Source organism: Terrabacter carboxydivorans (assembly GCF_039532035.1).
In the GTDB taxonomy this organism is placed as follows: domain Bacteria; phylum Actinomycetota; class Actinomycetes; order Actinomycetales; family Dermatophilaceae; genus Terrabacter; species Terrabacter carboxydivorans.
Map to the genome: position 1 here is coordinate 229,328 of NZ_BAAARE010000003.1, position 17,436 is coordinate 246,763.

15 protein-coding genes are annotated in these 17,436 nt (G+C 72.9%); 4 read left to right on the top strand and 11 right to left on the bottom strand.

Going from position 1 to position 17,436, the window contains the following annotated elements:
* Positions 1 to 84: 84 nt before the first annotated feature.
* From ABD297_RS04790 to ABD297_RS04835, 10 genes are all read right to left on the bottom strand, one after another.
* Positions 85 to 1,749, bottom strand: a complete 1,665-nt coding sequence (locus tag ABD297_RS04790) for an NADH-quinone oxidoreductase subunit N (protein ID WP_344253486.1) — start codon at positions 1,747 to 1,749, stop codon at positions 85 to 87.
* Positions 1,746 to 3,251 carry a complex I subunit 4 family protein gene (locus ABD297_RS04795; protein ID WP_344253488.1) on the bottom strand — a complete coding sequence of 502 codons (1,506 nt, stop codon included), beginning with the start codon at positions 3,249 to 3,251 and terminating at the stop codon, positions 1,746 to 1,748. The genes ABD297_RS04790 and ABD297_RS04795 overlap by 4 nt, the downstream gene beginning before the upstream one ends.
* Positions 3,242 to 5,179 carry an NADH-quinone oxidoreductase subunit 5 family protein gene (locus ABD297_RS04800; RefSeq protein ID WP_344253489.1) on the bottom strand — a complete coding sequence of 646 codons (1,938 nt, stop codon included), beginning with the start codon at positions 5,177 to 5,179 and terminating at the stop codon, positions 3,242 to 3,244. Before ABD297_RS04800 ends, ABD297_RS04795 begins: the two co-directional genes overlap by 10 nt.
* On the bottom strand, positions 5,176 to 5,514 hold the full coding sequence (gene nuoK, locus ABD297_RS04805; protein ID WP_344253491.1) for an NADH-quinone oxidoreductase subunit NuoK: 339 nt from the start codon (positions 5,512 to 5,514) through the stop codon (positions 5,176 to 5,178). Before nuoK ends, ABD297_RS04800 begins: the two co-directional genes overlap by 4 nt.
* Positions 5,511 to 6,077: an NADH-quinone oxidoreductase subunit J family protein gene (locus ABD297_RS04810; RefSeq protein WP_344253493.1), complete on the bottom strand. Its 567-nt coding sequence runs from the start codon at positions 6,075 to 6,077 to the stop codon at positions 5,511 to 5,513. Before ABD297_RS04810 ends, nuoK begins: the two co-directional genes overlap by 4 nt.
* A complete protein-coding gene (locus ABD297_RS04815; RefSeq protein ID WP_344253494.1) occupies positions 6,074 to 7,009 on the bottom strand; it encodes a NuoI/complex I 23 kDa subunit family protein in 936 nt (311 codons plus the stop codon). Before ABD297_RS04815 ends, ABD297_RS04810 begins: the two co-directional genes overlap by 4 nt.
* Before the next feature lie 212 nt (positions 7,010 to 7,221).
* Complete coding sequence (nuoH, locus tag ABD297_RS04820) at positions 7,222 to 8,190, bottom strand: NADH-quinone oxidoreductase subunit NuoH (protein ID WP_344253497.1); 969 nt, start codon at positions 8,188 to 8,190, stop codon at positions 7,222 to 7,224.
* A complete protein-coding gene (locus ABD297_RS04825) occupies positions 8,187 to 8,732 on the bottom strand; it encodes an NADH-quinone oxidoreductase subunit C (protein ID WP_344253499.1) in 546 nt (181 codons plus the stop codon). The genes nuoH and ABD297_RS04825 overlap by 4 nt, the downstream gene beginning before the upstream one ends.
* The gene (locus ABD297_RS04830; RefSeq protein WP_425581127.1) at positions 8,729 to 9,361 is read right to left on the bottom strand and encodes an NADH-quinone oxidoreductase subunit B; all 633 of its coding nucleotides are present in this window, start codon (positions 9,359 to 9,361) and stop codon (positions 8,729 to 8,731) included. The genes ABD297_RS04825 and ABD297_RS04830 overlap by 4 nt, the downstream gene beginning before the upstream one ends.
* Complete coding sequence (locus ABD297_RS04835; protein ID WP_344253501.1) at positions 9,361 to 9,720, bottom strand: NADH-quinone oxidoreductase subunit A; 360 nt, start codon at positions 9,718 to 9,720, stop codon at positions 9,361 to 9,363. Before ABD297_RS04835 ends, ABD297_RS04830 begins: the two co-directional genes overlap by 1 nt.
* A 254-nt stretch (positions 9,721 to 9,974) precedes the next feature.
* Between ABD297_RS04835 and ABD297_RS04840 the strand changes: the two genes are divergently transcribed.
* The 4 genes from ABD297_RS04840 (at position 9,975) to ABD297_RS04855 (ending at position 15,593) form a co-directional block, all read left to right on the top strand.
* On the top strand, positions 9,975 to 11,873 hold the full coding sequence (locus ABD297_RS04840) for a 2-oxoacid:acceptor oxidoreductase subunit alpha (protein WP_344253503.1): 1,899 nt from the start codon (positions 9,975 to 9,977) through the stop codon (positions 11,871 to 11,873).
* A gap of 8 nt (positions 11,874 to 11,881) precedes the next feature.
* Entirely contained in the window at positions 11,882 to 12,961 is a 1,080-nt protein-coding gene (locus tag ABD297_RS04845) for a 2-oxoacid:ferredoxin oxidoreductase subunit beta (RefSeq protein WP_425581131.1), read from the top strand.
* The gene (gene rarD, locus ABD297_RS04850) at positions 12,958 to 13,953 is read left to right on the top strand and encodes an EamA family transporter RarD (RefSeq protein ID WP_344253507.1); all 996 of its coding nucleotides are present in this window, start codon (positions 12,958 to 12,960) and stop codon (positions 13,951 to 13,953) included. Before ABD297_RS04845 ends, rarD begins: the two co-directional genes overlap by 4 nt.
* A gap of 86 nt (positions 13,954 to 14,039) precedes the next feature.
* Entirely contained in the window at positions 14,040 to 15,593 is a 1,554-nt protein-coding gene (locus ABD297_RS04855; RefSeq protein ID WP_344253508.1) for an MFS transporter, read from the top strand.
* A gap of 30 nt (positions 15,594 to 15,623) precedes the next feature.
* On the opposite strand, the gene ABD297_RS04860 is transcribed toward ABD297_RS04855, so the two are convergent.
* Positions 15,624 to 17,360, bottom strand: coding sequence for a sialidase family protein (locus ABD297_RS04860; protein ID WP_344253509.1), 1,737 nt, complete (start codon positions 17,358 to 17,360; stop codon positions 15,624 to 15,626).
* Positions 17,361 to 17,436 lie beyond the last annotated feature (76 nt).

The following is a 17,436-nucleotide window of genomic DNA, read 5'->3' on the forward strand; positions in this document are numbered from 1 at the left end:
ACCTCGGTCCCGGGGCCGTTCGGCGTCGGACTACGGCAGCTGGTCTCGGCGGGGGCGGGACGAGTCAGCCGGTGTCGGACGAGGTCAGCCGAGCAGCCGCAGCAGCAGGTCGGGCTGAACGCTGACGACGACGAGGACGGCCGAGGCGAGCATGAGCCCGGCGACGACGAGCGGTCGGCGCTGCGACATGGCGAGCGGCGCGCCCTCGCCGCCCGACGCTGCCGTGGCACCCGCGGGCTCGAGCGGCGCCTCGGGTGCCGGCGCGGCCACCGGCTCGGGCGAGGTCTCGGTGATGACGGCCCGTAGCCAGCGGAGGTAGACGGCGACACCGATGACCGCGTTGACCGCCGCGATGGCGGCCAGCCAGATCCAGCCCTCGGCGACGACCGGTCGCAGCGCCGTGATCTTGCCGACGAGGCCGATGACGCCGGGAGGCAGACCGGCGAGGGAGGTCAGCGCCAGCACGAGCGCCCCGGCACGCCACGGGCTGCGCCGCCAGAGCCCGTCGTAGTCGCCGATCGACCGTCCCCTGCCGCCCTGGTCGCGCAGCGTGACGGCCACGACGGAGAACGCGACGAGGGTCGCGACGACGTAGGTGAGCAGGTAGGTGGCGCTCGCACCGACACCGAGCGCGGAGATGCTGACGAGCGGGAGCACGACCCACCCGGCCTGCGCGACCGTCGACCAGGCCAGCAGCCGCACGACGTCGTCCTGGCGCAGGGCCATGACGTTGCCGAGCGTCATGCTGAGCGACGCGAGCACGGCGATGGCGAGCACGGCCGGGGTGCCGAGCACCGCGACGCTGCGCAGCACGACGAGCAGGGCCGCGAGCGCGGCCACCTTGGAGACCGTCGCGAGGAAGGTCGCGACCGGCACCGACGAGCCGGCGTATGCCGTGGGCGTCCACGCGTGGAAGGGCACGAGGGAGAGCTTGAAGCCGACGCCGGCCACGATGAGCACCGTCGCGAGCGCCACGACGCCGCCCGACACGGAGGAGTAGACGACGGGCGAGGCGGCTTGGGTCACGGTCACGGACCCCGTGCCCGGGACGCCGGCGGCGAAGGCACCACCGGACGAGAGCGCGGCGTCGGGGGTCAGGAACGGGCTGCCCGTCGCGGCGAACCACAGGGCGACGCCGAGCGCGAGCAGCGCGAAGGAGACGAGCGAGGTGACGAGCAGCTGCGTGGCGCCGGCGACGGCCGACCGCCGGCCGGAGAGGGCCACGAGCGCGATGACCGGGAGGGTCGCGAGCTCGAGGGCGACGAGCCACGTGCCGACGTCGCGGCTCGCGGCGACGACGATCGTGCCTGCGAGCGCGGCGAGGAGCAGCACGGCCTCGACCGGCTCGCGGGTGCTGTCGGACGGACGGGTGCGGCGTGTGCGCGGCCACGCCAGCGCGATGCAGACGGCCGCCGCGAGGGCCGCGGCGAGCTGGAGCGTGCTGGCCAGGGCGTCGGCCTGCCAGAGGCACACCTGCGGCAGCCCGTCGACGCTCGGCAGCGAGCCGGCAGCCCCGGCGGCAACGGGTCCTCGACCGGTCAGGCAGAAGGTCTCGCGCGTCGTGCCGCCGCCGAGGGCGAGCCCCGGGACGGTCGCTGCGGCCGCACCGAGGGCGGCGAGCCCGGCGACGGCGTAGGGCACCCGCCGCAGTCGCGGGTCGACGAGGTCGAGCACGAGCACGAGGACGAGGCCGGCGACCGGCACGAGGGCCGGCAGCAGCACGGAGTAGTCGATGGCGAGGCCCTTCACGGCGCGACCCCCAGGCCCGACAGCAGTCCGCTGGTCGCGGTGTGCGACAGCCCGAGCAGCAGGTGCGGCAGCACCCCGAGCGCGACGATGACGACGAGGAGGGTCAGCACGACACCCCACCGGGCACCGTAGACGTCGGCGACCGGCTCGGCCGCGGCCCCGTGCGCGGCATCGCTGCCCTCACCGGCCCAGACGATGCGTGCGACGCGCAGGGAGTAGGCGGCAGCGAGCGCGAGGCCCACGGCGCCGAGCCCGACGCAGACGCGCAGGAGCGCGACGGGACGGTCGGGTGCGGGCGACCACGCGGCATACAACGCGAGGAACTCTCCCCAGAAGCTGACGAGACCCGGCAGGCCGAGGGCGGCGGCGAGCCCGATGACGAGCGCGAGCCCGAAGCGAGGTGCCTTGTCGCGCAGGGCGGCCCGCGCCACGTGGAGGTCGGTGGACCCCCACTGCTCCTTGAGGTCGCCGACGACGAAGAAGAGCAGGGCCGCGACGACGCCGTGCGCGATGTTGCCGTAGAGCGCGGCCTGCAGCCCGGTCTCGCTGCCGGAGGCGATCGCGAGGGCGACGAAGCCCATGTGCGCGACCGAGCTGTAGGCGATGAGGCGCTTGAGGTCACGCTCGACGAGGCAGGCGAGACCTCCCCAGAGGATGCCGACGACACCGAGCAGGGCGAGGACCGGGCTCAGCTCGGCCACGCCCCTGGGCACCGTGGCGACGGCGAGACGGACGATGCCGTAGGTGCCCATCTTGAGCAGCACCGCGGCGAGCAGCACCGAGCCGGCCGTCGGCGCGACGGTGTGCGCCGAGGGCAGCCACGTGTGCAGCGGCCACAGCGGCACCTTGATGCCGAGCCCGAGCAGCAGCAGCGCGGCGATGGAGACCTGCAGCGAGCGGGACAGCCCGGCGCCGTGGCGCTCGGCGAGGACGGTGAGGTCGCTCGTGCCCTGGTGGTGCACGAGGAAGAGGATCGCGACGAGCATCAGGGTCGAGCCGAGCACCGTGAAGAGCACGAAGCGCCCGGCGGCGTCGGCGCGGGTCTCGTCGGGCACGTGGTCGTCGCCGAAGCGGCGCACGAGCACCCACATCGGCACGAGGACGACCTCGAAGGCGATGAAGAAGAGGATGGCGTCGCGGGCCATGAAGGTCGCGAGCGCGCCGGTCTCGACGAGCAGGATGCAGCCGAGGAAGGTCGAGCCGGTGCCGCCCTTCGGGATCGGGCCCGACAGCGCGTGGGCGACGACCGCGACGGTGAGCAGCGCCGTGAGCAGCACGAGCGCCGCCGAGACGCCGTCGACGCCGAAGTGCCAGCGGACGCCGAGCGAGCGGATCCACGGCACATCCACCTCGTGACGTCCCCACACGACGACGATCGCGAGCACCGCTGTCACGACGGTCGATCCGAGCGCGATGACGCGCTCGACCCTCGACTCGCCGGGGATGGCGATGCAGGCGATCGCTCCGAGCAGCGGCAGGAGCAGCATCAGGGTCAGCGCCATGCGGTCACCCCCAGGACCGCGACGAGCACGACCCCGACGAGCAGGCTGAGCAGCGACAGCGAGGGCACGCCGCGGTGGCTCCGCTCCCCCGCACGACCGGCCGCCTTGGCCACGACGGCCGTCGCACGTGGGTAGGCGTCGACGACGTCGCGGTCGAGGGCGACGACCGCCCGCGCGACCGCGGTGACCGCACGCCCGATGCCGACGTATGCCGTGTCGACGCCGAAGCCGCGCACCGCCGGCTCCCTGACACGGTCGGGCAGGAGGTCGGCGACGTCGACCCGGCCGCGGTCGCTGAGGGACCACACGGCATACGCCCCGCCGGCGACGAGCAGGAGCGAGAGCAGGGCGCTGAGGATGCCGACGTGCACGCCGCCGCGCAGGCTCGTCAGGAAGAGGGTGCCGACGACGGTGAGCGCCGCGAGGACCGACACGACGAGCGCGGCGGACAGGGTGATCTCGGCGTGGCCGTGGGCGTGGACGCGCTCGACCTCCGCGTCGTCCGCGCTGTCGGCCACGGTGACGACGGCGACCTCCTCGACGGGGACGACCGCGGGCTCGGTGCCGGGGCGGTCATCAGGTTCGGTGCCGGACAACGGGCCCGTGGCGGCCACTGGCGTGTCGAGGAGCAGCCAGGCCCGCGCGCAGTAGGCGGCCGTCAGCACGACGGTGACGAAGAGCGCCAGCACGACGACCCAGGCGCGGAACCCGCCGCCCCCCGTGGCGCCCTCGAGCGCGGCGTCGATGACGGTGTCCTTGGTGAAGAAGCCGACGAGGGGCGGCACGCCGGCGAGCGCGGCCAGGCCGACGCCCATCGACCAGCGGAGCGCGCCTGTGGGGCGGACCCGCCCGCGCAGGGCCGCGATCGCCGTGCCGCCGGCGAGCACCGACAGCCAGCCCGCGCCGAGGAAGAGCAGCGCCTTGAAGAACGCGTGCCCGAGCAGGTGCGAGATGCCGGCGCCGGGACCGAGGTCGGCAGGGGCCGCGGCGAGCGCCGAGAGCATGATGGCGACCTGGCTGAGCGTCGAGTAGGCGAGCATCCGCTTGAGGTCGGTCTGCGCGAGTGCGAGGAGGGCGGCATAGACCATCGTCACGGCCGCGAGGACCGCGAGCAGGGTTCGGGCCGTGTCGTTCTCGGCGTAGAGGGTGAAGAGGCGGGCGATGACGTAGGTGCCGGCGGCGACCATCGTCGCGGCGTGGATGAGGGCCGACGCGGGCGTCGGGCCCTCCATGGCGTCGGGGAGCCAGTCGTGGAACGGGACGAGACCGGACTTGCCCGCGACGCCGATGACGACGCCGACGAGACCGACCGTCAGCAGCGTGCCGTTGCCGGTCGCGGTGAGCACCGCCATGAGGTCGGTCGAGCGGGCCCGCACCGAGAGCGCGACGATGCCGACGACCATGCCGATGTCGGCGACGCGGGTGACGAGGAAGGCCTTGTAGGCCGCGCGCCGGGCCGCCGGGCGCTCGCTGTCGTGGCCGATGAGCAGCCACGAGCACCAGCCCATGATCTCCCAGCCGACGAGCACCAGCACGAGGTCGCTCGCCTGGACGACCAGCAGCATGCCGGCGGCGAAGAGCGAGACGGTGGCGGCGAACTGGCCGTAGCGCCTGTCGTCGCGGAGGTACCACGCGGTGAAGACCTGGATGCCGACCACGACGAGGGCGACGACGAACGACACGAGGCCCGAGACCCGGTCGGACAGCAGGTGCAGGGGCGCCGAGAGATCGCCGAGCGGGAGGCCGCCGATCGTGTCGATGTCGGCCGAGCGTGAGGGCGCCACCCACTGGATGAGCGCCAGCACCGCGACGTAGGCCGACACCGAGATGGCGACGGCGGCGGAGAGGACCCGGTGGCGCCGGGAGAGCAGGCCGACGAGGGCCGCGAGGGCCGGGAGCACGACGATCAGTCGGACGATCCAGCTCACGGGGTGCCCTCCCCCGCCGGCTCGCGCTCGTCGGAGAGGTCGGGGACGGCGGTGAGGTCGATGTGCCCGGCGCGGCGGAACATCACCAGGATGATGGCGAGCGCCACGGTGATCTCGGCCGCCGCGATGGTGATGACGAAGAGGGTCAGCACCGGACCGGCCGCGAGCTGCACCCCGGGACGGCTGCCCGCCGTGACGAGCAGCAGGTTCGCGGCGTTGAGGATGAGCTCGACGCCGATGAGCACGAGCACGGCGTTGCGACGGGCCAGCACGCCGTAGACCCCGATGCCGGCGAGCAGCGCCGCGAGCGCGGCGGGGAGCGAGAGGTGGATCATCCGCGGTCCCCGGCGGCCGCTGTGGCGGGGACGGTCGGGCGGGCTTCCGCCGGGTCGCGGTGCAGCACCAGGCGCGAGACCGCGAAGGCCCCGATGAGCGCGACGAGCAGCAGGACCGAGAGCAGCTCGAACGGCCACACCCACGTGCCGAAGATCGCCTGCGCCACCTGGGGCGTGGTCGTCGTCGGGGTGTCGAGGTCGGCCGAGACCCCGGCGAAGAGCGGCAGCAGCAATGACGCGAGCAGCACTGTCGTGGCGCCACCGAGCACCGCGCCGGCAGCCCGCTGCCACCACGGGGTGTCGATCTCCGCGTGCGGGCCGATGGGTGCCCGGGTCAGCATCAGGGCGAAGAGGACGAGCACGACGATCGCCCCGACGTAGACGAGCAGCTGGACGAGCCCGACGAGCTCCTGACCCAGCACGAGGTAGGCCCCGGCCAGAGAGCCGAGCGAGACGAGCAGCCAGAGGGCGGCGTGCACGACGTGCTTCGTCGTCACCGACAGCAGGGCCGAGAGGGCGGTGACGACGCCGACGGCGGTGAAGACGATGTCGCGGGTCGTCACTCGCGGCCCTCCTCGTCGGTGGACACCGTCGGCAGGACCTGGGTCGAGTCCCCTTGGGCCGCAGCCTGTTCGGCCGCCTGCTCGGCCTCGGCGCCGTCGGCGGGCGGGGCGACGGCAGGCTGCTCGACCACGGGCAGGGCCGCGGTGCGCTCGACGGCCGGCATGACCCGGGTCTGCTCGGCGGCGGGCGTCTCCGGGCGAGGCGTCGCGGACGGCGCCGGCGCGGTCGCCGGCTCGGTTACCGGCTCGGTTACCGGCTCGGTTACCGGCTCGGTGGCCGGTTCGGTGGCGGTGGCCGGTGCAGGGGCGGTGCCCGGTGCCGTGGCGGCGGTCGCGCCGCCCGGAGCCGGGCTGGACTCCTTGCGCACCCGGGTCGGGCGCGCCGGGGCGCCGGCCCCACGCGCACCACCGGGCGCGGCTGCGCTCCGAGGAGGCTTCGCGGCCGCCACGACCTCCGCGGGGTCGGCACTGCCCGGGTCGAGGGCGGGCGGGGCGGGGACGGTGGCCATCCAGGCGCCGAGCCGGTCCTTCTCGTGGAGCAGGTCGCGGATGTCGACCTCGGCGTACTCGAACTCGGGGCTCCAGTGCAGCGCGTCGAACGGGCACACCTCGATGCAGATGCCGCAGTACATGCAGAGCGAGAAGTCGATGGCGAAGCGGTCGAGCACGTTGCGCTGGCGGGCGCGGCCACCCGGCGTCGTCGGCGGCAGCTCCTCCTTGTGCGAGTCGATGTAGATGCACCAGTCGGGGCACTCGCGCGCGCAGAGCATGCACGAGGTGCAGTTCTCCTCGGTGAGCGCGATGACGCCGCGCGACCGGGGCGGGAGCGCCGGCGAGACGTCGGGGTACTCGGCCGTGTGCGTGTGCCGCGTCAGCGACCTCGCCGTCGTCGCGAGCCCCTTGACGAGCCCGGGAAGGATGCCGTCACCCACGTCCGTTCACCTGCCTTCCACCGTCGAGAGGCCACGACTGGCCCGGTCCGCACCGTCGAGTGGCCACGAATGGTCGTACCGAGCGGTCGTATGCCGTGAGCCGAGCTCGGGGCCGTCCGTGGCCTCTCGACCGCCGGAGGTGGGCCACACGTGGCCTCTCGACGGTTGAGCGTGGGCCACATGTGGCCTCTCGACGGTGGGCGCGGTGGGGGTCATGAGGTCATCACCACCACGACGGCGGTCAGGGCCAGCTGGAAGAGGGCGAGGGGCACGAGCCAGACCCAGGCGAGGCGCTGGAGCTGGTCCTCGCGCATGCGCGGCCACGAGACCCGCAGCCAGATGACGACGACCGCGACGAGGAAGCCCTTGAGCACCGTCCACAGCCAGCCGAGCCAGTGCTCGAACGGGCCGGCCCAGCCGCCGAGGTAGAGCACCGCGAAGAGCAGTGACATGACGACGATGCCGGCGTACTCGGCCAGCAGGAAGAAGGCGAAGCGCAGCCCGGTGTACTCGGTGAACGCGCCGAAGACGATCTCGGAGTCGGCGAGCGGCATGTCGAAGGGCGGACGCTGCAGCTCGGCCAGCGCCGCGACGAGGAAGACGACGGCGCCCGGCGCCTGCCAGAGCAGCCACCACGGGTGCCACGCCTCCGCGATACCCACGAGCGAGAGCGTGCCCGCCGCGAGGGCGACGGACGCGACGGAGAGCACCATCGGCAGCTCGTAGGAGACGAGCTGCGCGGCGGCGCGCATCGCACCGAGCAGGGAGTACTTGTTGGCCGACGCCCAGCCGGCCATCAGGGTGCCGATGATGCCGACCCCGATGACGGCGAGCACGAGCAGGACGCTCGCGTCGACGTCGGCACCGACGACCGATGGCGAGAGCGGGATGACGGCGAGCGCCACGAGGTAGGGGATCAGCGCGACGAACGGCGCGAGCCGGAACGCCCAGCGGTCGGCCAGGGCCGGGGTGATGTCCTCCTTCTGGACGAACTTCACCCCGTCGGCGACGAGCTGGGCCCACCCGTGGAAGCCCCCGGCATACATCGGCCCGAGGCGGCCCTGCATGTGGGCCATGACCTTGTGCTCGGTCTGGCCGACGAGGAGCGGCAGCACGAGGAAGGCCACGAGCACCGCGGCGGCGCGCAGCACGACCTCGAGCCAGGGCGCGAGGTCGCTCATCGCGGACCCCACTCGGGGCCGGGCACGCCCGGCGCCTGCACGCGACGGCGACCGGGAGCACGGGCCGAGTCGTGACCCTCCCCCGGCTCCTTGGCACCGGGCCACGCCTTGGAGGCGCGGGCGGCCAGGACGAACGACTTGCGCAGCGGCGTGCCCTCGAAACCCTCGGGCAGCAGGAGCGGTCGCAGGCCGAGGCCGCTGCCGTCGTCGAAGCCCTCGAAGTCGATGCCGAACATCTCGTGGGTCTCGCGCTCGTGCCAGGCCGCACCCCGGAAGGTGCCGGTCAGCGACGGCACCGGCGCACCCTCGGGCGCGCGAGTACGCAGCAGCACCGAGCGGAGCGCCCCCGGCTCCCGGGTGTCGAGCAGGTGGCAGACGACGTCGAAGCCGGCGGTGTCACGGTCGCCGCCCTCACCGGGGACGGCGTCGGTCTCGTCGACGGCCGTCAGCCAGTCGAAGTACGCGTAGCCCTCCTCACGGAGCGAGAGCACCGTCGCGGCCCACTCCCCGAAGGGGACGTCGCGCACGTCGGTGACCCTCACGACCCGGCCTCCGTGGGCGTCGTGCCACGACTCAGGAGGGGGCGACGGACGTCGCCGGCGCTCCCGACCCGCGTGCCGGCATACCGTCCCTTGAGCTTCTGGGCGCTGAGGCGCTCGCTCGCGATCTGCTCCTGCAGGCGGATGATGCCGTGCAGCAGCGCCTCGGGGCGCGGCGGGCAGCCGGGGACGTAGACGTCGACGGGGATGATCTGGTCGACACCCTTGGTCACCGAGTAGGAGTCCCAGTAGGGCCCGCCGGAGTTGGAGCAGGCGCCGAAGGAGATGACGTACTTCGGCTCGGGCATCTGGTCGTAGAGGCGGCGGATCGCGGGCGCCATCTTGTCGGTGACGGTGCCCGAGACGACCATGAGGTCGGCCTGCCGCGGACCCGGCGCGAAGGGGATGACGCCCAGCCGGATGAAGTCGTGGCGGCCCATCGACGCGGCGATGAACTCGATGGCGCAGCAGGCGAGCCCGAAGTTGAAGACCCACAGCGAGTAGCGCCGGCCCCAGTTGAGCACGACCTTGATCGGCTTGGGCGCGTGGCCACCGAGGACCCCCATGGAGGCCGGCCCGACCGTCGGCATCGGCAGGCTGACCGGACGGGGCTGCTGGACGGGCTCGCTCATCACACCCACCTCAGCAGACCGCGGCGCCCGGCGTGCGCCAGGCCCAGCACGATGACGCCGATGAAGACGCCCATCTCGACCAGGCTCGCCCGGCCGAGGCCGGCGTCGCGGATGACGGTCGCCCACGGGAAGAGGTAGATCGCGTCGACGGCGAAGACGACGTAGAGGAAGGAGAAGACGAAGTAGCGCACCTTCGTCTGGGCCCAGCCCTCCCCGACCGGGTCGACGCCGGACTCGTAGGTCGCCAGCTTGGCGGCGTGCGGGGCGCGGGGCGCCAGCAGGCGCCGCACCACCATCGCCGCCGTGACGAGCAGCACGCCCGCCCCCAGCACCGCTGCGACGGCCACGTACCCGGACATGACGGCCAGCCTAGTCATGCCGGTACGCGCGTGGCACGGTGCGGTCGGCCCATCCGGGCCACCCTGCGGCCCATGGTCACAGGGGAGAGAAGGACCAGGCCGACGTCGGGCCGGCTCCGGACGCCGCCGAAATCGCGTCGTCCACGTTGTGGCAGGTGCACGAAGTGCGAGGGTGTGCGACATAGCATGGAAGTTGTCCGCCGCACAGTGCTCCGGGCCGTGAATCGCATGGAAGTTCGAGGACGTCGCAGAGCATGAGCGCCAAACTGGTCCAGAAGCTCGATCGCGTGGTCATCCGATTCGCCGGGGACTCCGGCGACGGCATGCAGCTCACCGGTGACAGGTTCACCTCGCAGACTGCGCTGCTCGGCAACGACCTGTCGACGCTGCCCAACTTCCCCGCGGAGATCCGGGCGCCCCAGGGCACGCTGCCGGGTGTCTCGAGCTTCCAGCTGCACTTCGCCGACCACAACGTGCTGACGCCGGGCGACGCACCGGACGTGCTCGTGGCGATGAACCCCGCAGCGCTCAAGGCGAACCTGCGTGACCTGCCGCGCGGCGCGGCGATCATCGTCAACACCGACGAGTTCACCAAGCGCAACCTCTCCAAGGTCGGCTACGCCGAGAGCCCGCTCGACGACGGGTCGCTGACAAGCTACGACGTGCACCCGGTCGCGCTCACCTCGATCGCCGTCGAGGCCCTGGCGTCGTTCACCGACCTGACCCGCAAGGAGAAGGAGCGCGCGAAGAACATGTTCGCGCTCGGCCTGCTCTCGTGGCTCTACACGCGGCCGATGGACGGCACCGAGGCGTTCCTCAAGGCGAAGTTCGCCGACAAGCCCGAGATCCTCGAGGCCAACCTCGCGGCCCTGCGCGCCGGCTTCAACTACGGCGAGACCACGGAGGACTTCGCCGTCGCCTACGAGGTCGCGCCGGCCACGATGCCGGCCGGCACCTACCGCAACGTCACCGGCAACGTCGCGCTGTCGCTCGGCCTCGTCGCCGCCGCCCACCGCGCGCACCTGCCGCTCTTCCTCGGCAGCTACCCCATCACGCCCGCCTCCGACATCCTGCACACGCTCGCCGGGCTCAAGCGCTACGGCGTCGCGACGATGCAGGCCGAGGACGAGATCGCCGGGGTCGGCGCCGCGCTCGGCGCGAGCTTCGGCGGGGCGCTCGGCGTCACGACGACCTCCGGTCCGGGCCTCGCGCTCAAGGCCGAGACCATCGGCCTGGCGGTCTCGCTCGAGCTCCCGCTCGTCGTCTGCGACATCCAGCGCGGTGGCCCCTCGACCGGGCTGCCGACCAAGACCGAGCAGGCCGACCTGCTCCAGGCGCTCTTCGGCCGCAACGGCGAGTCGCCGGTGGCCGTCGTGGCGCCTGCGACGCCGGCCGACTGCTTCGACATCGCCGTCGAGGCGGTGCGCATCGCCACGACCTACCGCACGCCGGTCATCGTCCTGTCCGACGGCTACCTCGCCAACGGCTCAGAACCGTGGCGCCTGCCGCGCACGGCCGAGCTGCCTGACATCGCAGTCGAGTTCGCGACCGAGCCCAACGCCGTCGACGACAAGGGCGCCCCGACCTTCCACCCCTACCTCCGCGACCCCGAGACCCTCGCGCGTCCGTGGGCGATCCCCGGCACGCCCGGTCTCGAGCACCGCGTCGGCGGCATCGAGAAGGCCGACGTCACCGGCAACATCTCCTACGACCCCGACAACCACGACCACATGACGCGGCTGCGCCAGGCCAAGATCGACGGGATCGCCGACACCATCGGCGCGCTCGAGGTCGACGACCCGACCGGCGACGCCGACGTGCTCGTGCTCGGCTGGGGCTCGACCTACGGACCCATCGCGGCCGGCGTCCGCCTCGCGCGCGCCACCGGCGCCCGGGTCGCCCAGGCGCACCTGCGCCACCTCAACCCGTTCCCCGCCAACACCGGCGAGGTGCTCCGCTCCTACCAGCGGGTCATCGTGCCGGAGATGAACCTCGGCCAGCTCGCGATGCTGCTGCGCGCCAAGTACCTCGTCGACATCGAGTCGCACACCTCGGTGCGCGGCCTGCCGTTCCAGGCGGGCGAGCTCGCCGACGCCATCGCCGCCGCCGTGGCGTCCGTCTCGGACGTGCCCCTGAAGGAGGCCGCCAAGTGACCACCGACCTGCCCGTCCAGCTCGGTATGCCGTCCGCCGGGCCGGGTGCCACCGGCACCGCCGCCGTCCCGCGCCTCGCCGACGGCACGAGCCTGACGAAGAAGGACTTCACCTCCGACCAGGAGGTGCGCTGGTGCCCCGGCTGCGGCGACTACGCGATCCTCGCCGCCGTGCAGGGCTTCCTGCCCGAGCTCGGCCTCAAGCGCGAGAACATCGTCTTCGTCTCCGGCATCGGCTGCAGCTCGCGCTTCCCGTACTACCTCGACACCTACGGCATGCACTCGATCCACGGGCGGGCGCCCGCCATCGCGACCGGGCTCGCCGCGACGCGCGAGGACCTGTCGGTGTGGGTCGTCACCGGTGACGGCGACGCCCTCTCGATCGGTGGCAACCACCTCATCCACGCCCTGCGCCGCAACGTCAACCTCAAGATCCTGCTCTTCAACAACGAGATCTACGGCCTGACGAAGGGGCAGTACTCCCCCACCTCGCACGTCGGCCAGGTGACGAAGTCGACGCCGCTCGGCTCGCTCGACACCCCGTTCAACCCGGTGTCGCTCGCGCTCGGCGCCGAGGCGAGCTTCGTGGCCCGCACCATGGACTCCGACCGCCAGCACCTGACGTCGGTGCTGCGCGCCGCCGCAGAGCACCGCGGCTCGGCGCTCGTCGAGATCTACCAGAACTGCCCGATCTTCAACGACGGCGTCTTCGACGTGCTCAAGGACCGCACCGAGGCCGCCGCCCGCATCCTGCACCTCACCGACGGCGAGGAGGTCGCGGCCGGCGAGAACGTCGTCGTCCGCGACGACCGCGGGTCGCTCGCCGTCGTGCCCCGCGCCGAGGCCGACCCGGCACGCATCGTGCGCCACGACGTGACCGCGGCCGACCCGTCGGCGGCGTTCGCGCTCTCGCGCCTCGACAGCCCGGACCTCGGCCACGTGCCGATGGGCATCTTCCGCAACGTGCAGCGACCGACCTACGACGACTCGCTGCGCGAGCAGGTCGCCTCGGCCCGCACCGGCGAGGTCACCGACGCCGACATCGACGCCCTGCTCGCCGGCCGGGACACCTGGACCGTGGGGGCGTGACCGCCCGCGACACCGTCGACGCGGCCCCGTCGTCCACAGGGTCGACCGCACCCCACGGGGAGGTCGGGCGGGGCACCCTGCTCGGCTTCGCGGCATACGGCCTCTGGGGGCTCTTCCCGCTCTACTTCGACGCGCTCAAGCCCGCCGGGCCGTGGGAGATCCTCGCCCACCGCATCCTGTGGACGCTGCTCCTCTGCGTCGTCGTGCTGCTCGTCGTGCGCGACTTCGGCTGGGTCCGGCCGCTGCTGCGGCGGCGCCGGCTGCTCGCCGGCACCGCGGTCGCGGCCGTGCTCATCGCCGTCAACTGGGTCGTCTACGTCGCGGCCGTGACCTCTGGCAACACCTCCGAGGCGGCCCTGGGCTACTTCCTCAACCCGCTCGTCACCGTGGCGCTCGGCGTCGTCGTGCTCGGTGAGCGGCTGCGCCTGCTGCAGTGGGTCGCCGTCGGCATCGGCGTCGCCGCCGGCATCTACCTCGGGGTGTCCGGGGGCCGGGTGCCTTGGGTGGCGCTGACGCTCGCGGTGTCGTTCGCGCTCTACGGCCTGACGAAGAAGAAGGTCGGCGTCAGTCTCGACGCGATCCACGGGCTCACCGTCGAGACCGTCGTGCTCGCTCCGGTCGCCGTCGTCCTGCTCCTCGTCGTCGGCGCCCAGGGCGGTCTCGAGTTCGGCCGGCACGGCGCCGTGCACACCTCGCTGCTCGTCCTGTCGGGCCTCGTCACGGCCGTCCCGCTGCTCTGCTTCGCGGCCGCCGCCCGGCGCATCCCGCTCGTGTCGATCGGCCTCATCCAGTTCATCACCCCCGTCATGCAGCTGCTGTGTGCCGTGCTGCTGCTCCACGAGCACATGCCGCGCGAGCGGTGGATCGGCTTCGGCATCGTCTGGGTCGCCCTCGTCGTGCTCACCGTCGACTCGCTCGTCAGCCTGCGCGGCGCTCGCGCCGCTCGTCGCACGGAGGCCGCGTCGCTGCCCGTCGACGACTGCCCGCGCTGAGGGCGCCACCCGCCGAGGCGGGTGACTGCGGAGGAGCCCCACGCTCGGAGACCCCTGGCGACGCCCGGCGGTGACAGACTGCCGAGGTGAGCGACATCGCCCTCGGCTCCCGCACCGGACGGTTCGTCATCGCGGCCGCCGTGCTCGGGTCGGGCATGGCGCTGCTCGACGGGACGGTCGTCAACGTCGCGCTCGTGCGCATCGGCAAGGACCTCGGGGCGAGCCTGGCCGACCTGCAGTGGATCACCAACGGCTACCTGCTCGCGCTGGCCTCGCTCATCCTGCTCGGCGGGTCGCTCGGTGACCGCTTCGGCCGGCGGCGGGTCTTCGCCATCGGCGTCGTCTGGTTCACCATCGCCTCCGCCGCCTGCGGCCTCGCGCAGTCACCCGGTCAGCTCATCGTGGCACGGGTGCTCCAGGGCGTCGGCGGAGCGCTGCTGACGCCCGGCAGCCTGTCGATGATCCAGGCCTCCTTCCGCCCGGACGACCGCGGCAAGGCCATCGGCACGTGGTCCGGGCTCGGCGGGATCGCCTCTGCCATCGGGCCTTTCGCCGGTGGGTGGCTCGTGCAGTACGCCAGCTGGCGGTGGGCGTTCCTCGTCAACGTGCCGCTCGGGGTCGCGACGGTGTGGATCGCCCAGCTGCACGTTCCCGAGACCCGGGACGAGCAGGCCGACCACCGGTTCGACGTGGCCGGCGCCGCCCTCGCGACCCTCGCCCTCGGCATCACGACCTTCGCCCTCATCCAGCACGAGGCGCTCGGCGTCGGACCCGCCGTCGCCGTCGGCGCCCTCGGGCTCGCCGTCGGCGCTGCCTTCGTCGTCGTCGAGCGGCGCACCTCCCACCCGATGGTGCAGCCCTCCCTCTTCTCCTCCCGGCAGTTCAGCGCCGCCAACGCCATGACGCTGCTGGTGTATGCCGCCCTGGGCGCGGTCTTCTTCTTCCTCACCCTCCAGGTGCAGACCGTGCTCGGCTACGGCCCCCTCGTCGCCGGCATGGCGTCCCTGCCCGTGACGGTCCTCATGCTGCTCCTCGCCGCCCGCGGCGGGGAGCTCGCGTCCCGCATCGGACCACGGCTGCCGATGACCGTCGGTCCGGTGGTGTGCGGCCTCGGCACCCTCCTGCTCTCGGGGGTCGGCGCAGGCTCGACCTACTGGACCGGCGTCCTGCCCGGCATCTCGGTCTTCGGCCTCGGGCTCACCCTGCTCGTCGCACCCCTCACCGCCACGGTCCTGGCCGCCGCACCGGACCGCTACGCCGGCGTCGCGAGCGGGGTGAACAACGCCGTGGCGCGTGCCGGCAGCCTCCTCGCGGTCGCGGCCCTGCCCGCCGTCGTGGGACTCAGCGGCTCGGACTACGCCGTGCCGGAAGCGTTCTCGTCGGCCTACCGGACCGCGATGCTCATCTGTGCCGTCCTGCTCGTCGCCGGGGGCGCCGTGTCGTGGCTGCTCATCCGCAACCCGGACCGCACCGTCGGGGCCGCGCCCCAGCGGGAGGGCGCGGGCGTCGGGGAGCCGGCCGCACGGCATACGCGGTCGGTCCCGGCCGGGTGGTCGTGCGCAGGCTCCGAGGGGTGCCCGGGCACGAGCCACACCGGCGGCGACGACCTGCCGGCCGGCGAGGTGCCCGCCGGGCGCTGAAGCGCGTCAGCGCCCGGCCGGGACGATCGGTCACGGCGTCGGGTCGGCCCACCTGCCACCCCGGATGTCGCTGTTGCCGAACGCCGCGGGGCACGATCCCAGCACGTCGGGCGGGCTGCCCGGCGTGGCCGTGTACAGCGAGGCCCGGTAGGAGTCGATCGCCGGGCAGTCGGACGCGTTCGACGCGTCGTTCCAGACGCCCACGACGTGGTCGCGGGACGCGGCGGCGTAGACGTAGTCGCCGAGGAACTCGGCCGTCAGGCCGTTCTGGCTCGTCCCACGCGGGTCACCCTCGGTGCTGCGGTCCAGCGAGGACCACCCGGTCGGGAGACCGGCGACCACGTCCGCGTGCCACACCTGGCCGACGAGGCCCCGGGGATCCGTCGTGTTGTCCCGGTAGGGCGTCGTGAAGGCGTTGTCGACGACGTAGAGGTCGGTGCCGTCGGGCGAGAGCGCCGGTGCCGTGTAGACCGGACGGTCCCCCTGCGGGAGCGGTACTGCGGCCGGGGGGGTCCACGCGGCTCCGCCGTTCGTCGAGGTCGTCCACAGCAGCTTCTCGGAGTTCAGGCCTGCGGCGCCGTCGGCCCACGTCATGACGATCTGGTCGGTGGCGTCGGTGCCGGTCGGGGCGCCGTTGGCGATGTCGACGCTGGGGCCGTCAGCCAGGTCGACCCGTGCGCCCGCGATGCCGTCCATGGTCGGGCGGCCGAGCACGGGATCCAAGACGCCGGGTGCGCTGACCCTGGCGACCAGGGCCGGGCCGGTCCAGTGGGCGCCGCCGTCGGTCGAGCGGTACATCATCTGGAACTGCTGCCGGTTGCGGGTGCCGATGCCGAAGACGTAGACGTTGCCGTGGCTGTCGGTGCGGACGGTGCACCCGTCCGGCTGGGAGCTGATCCCGTTGTCGGTGGCCGGCCCGACCTGCTTGCTGGTCCACGTCGCCCCACCGTCGGTCGACCGAGCGACGTTGAGCGGGGTGGGAAAGGCCTGGCCGCGGCTGTTGCTGCGGAAGGACGCCCAGCAGATGTAGACGTTGCCGAAGAAGCGGCTCGACGCCGCGTTGTCGGCCCAGACCTGCTCCTTGTCGGAGAACGTCGTCGACGACTGCTTGGAGACCAGGACGGGGCTCTGCCACGCGGTGGCGTCACCCGCAGCAGCGGCCCGAGGGTTGTCGGTCCTCGACACCGCGATCGCCTCGAAGCCCTTGAAGGCCGCGGACTCCTTGTCCGCCGAGACGTTGGAGGTGAGGTTGGCGTAGTAGAGACGCGAGCCGTTGGCCCAGGAGAAGGACCCGTCGGAGCCCGGACGCGGACCGAAGGCGAGCGCCGGGTCACCGTCGGAGACGAGCCCCATCTCGGCGTAGCCCGGCAGCGTGCCGATCAAGCCGGTGTGGGCGGTGCACGGCGCCGGTCCGGTACAGTCACGAGCCGTCAGGCCGGTGTAGGTCGGCTGCGTCCACCCACCGCCGTCGAAGGAGAAGTACACCCCTGAGACGCCGACGCCGTCCGTGAACGGGCACGTCGTCGGGTCGCCTGCGGCGCAAGACTCCTCGTCGATCTCGTCGTTGGCGCCGGCCACGACGACGCCGGGGTCGTGGGCATCGATCGCGACGGCCGGCTCGTTCTGCTTGTTCTGCGAGAACGGCGTCGGCGGGCTGCCCACCGACACGAGCGTGTCCGGCGGAGGCGCCGCGACCGCTACCGCGGCTCCGGCGAAGGCGGTCGCGATGGACGCGAGGACGGCAGTGACGACGTGACGATGAGCCATGACCTCTCCTTCAGTGCTCGACAGAGGATGCGTCGGCGCCCGCACCGTCCAGCGTCCTCCCTGCACACGGCATACG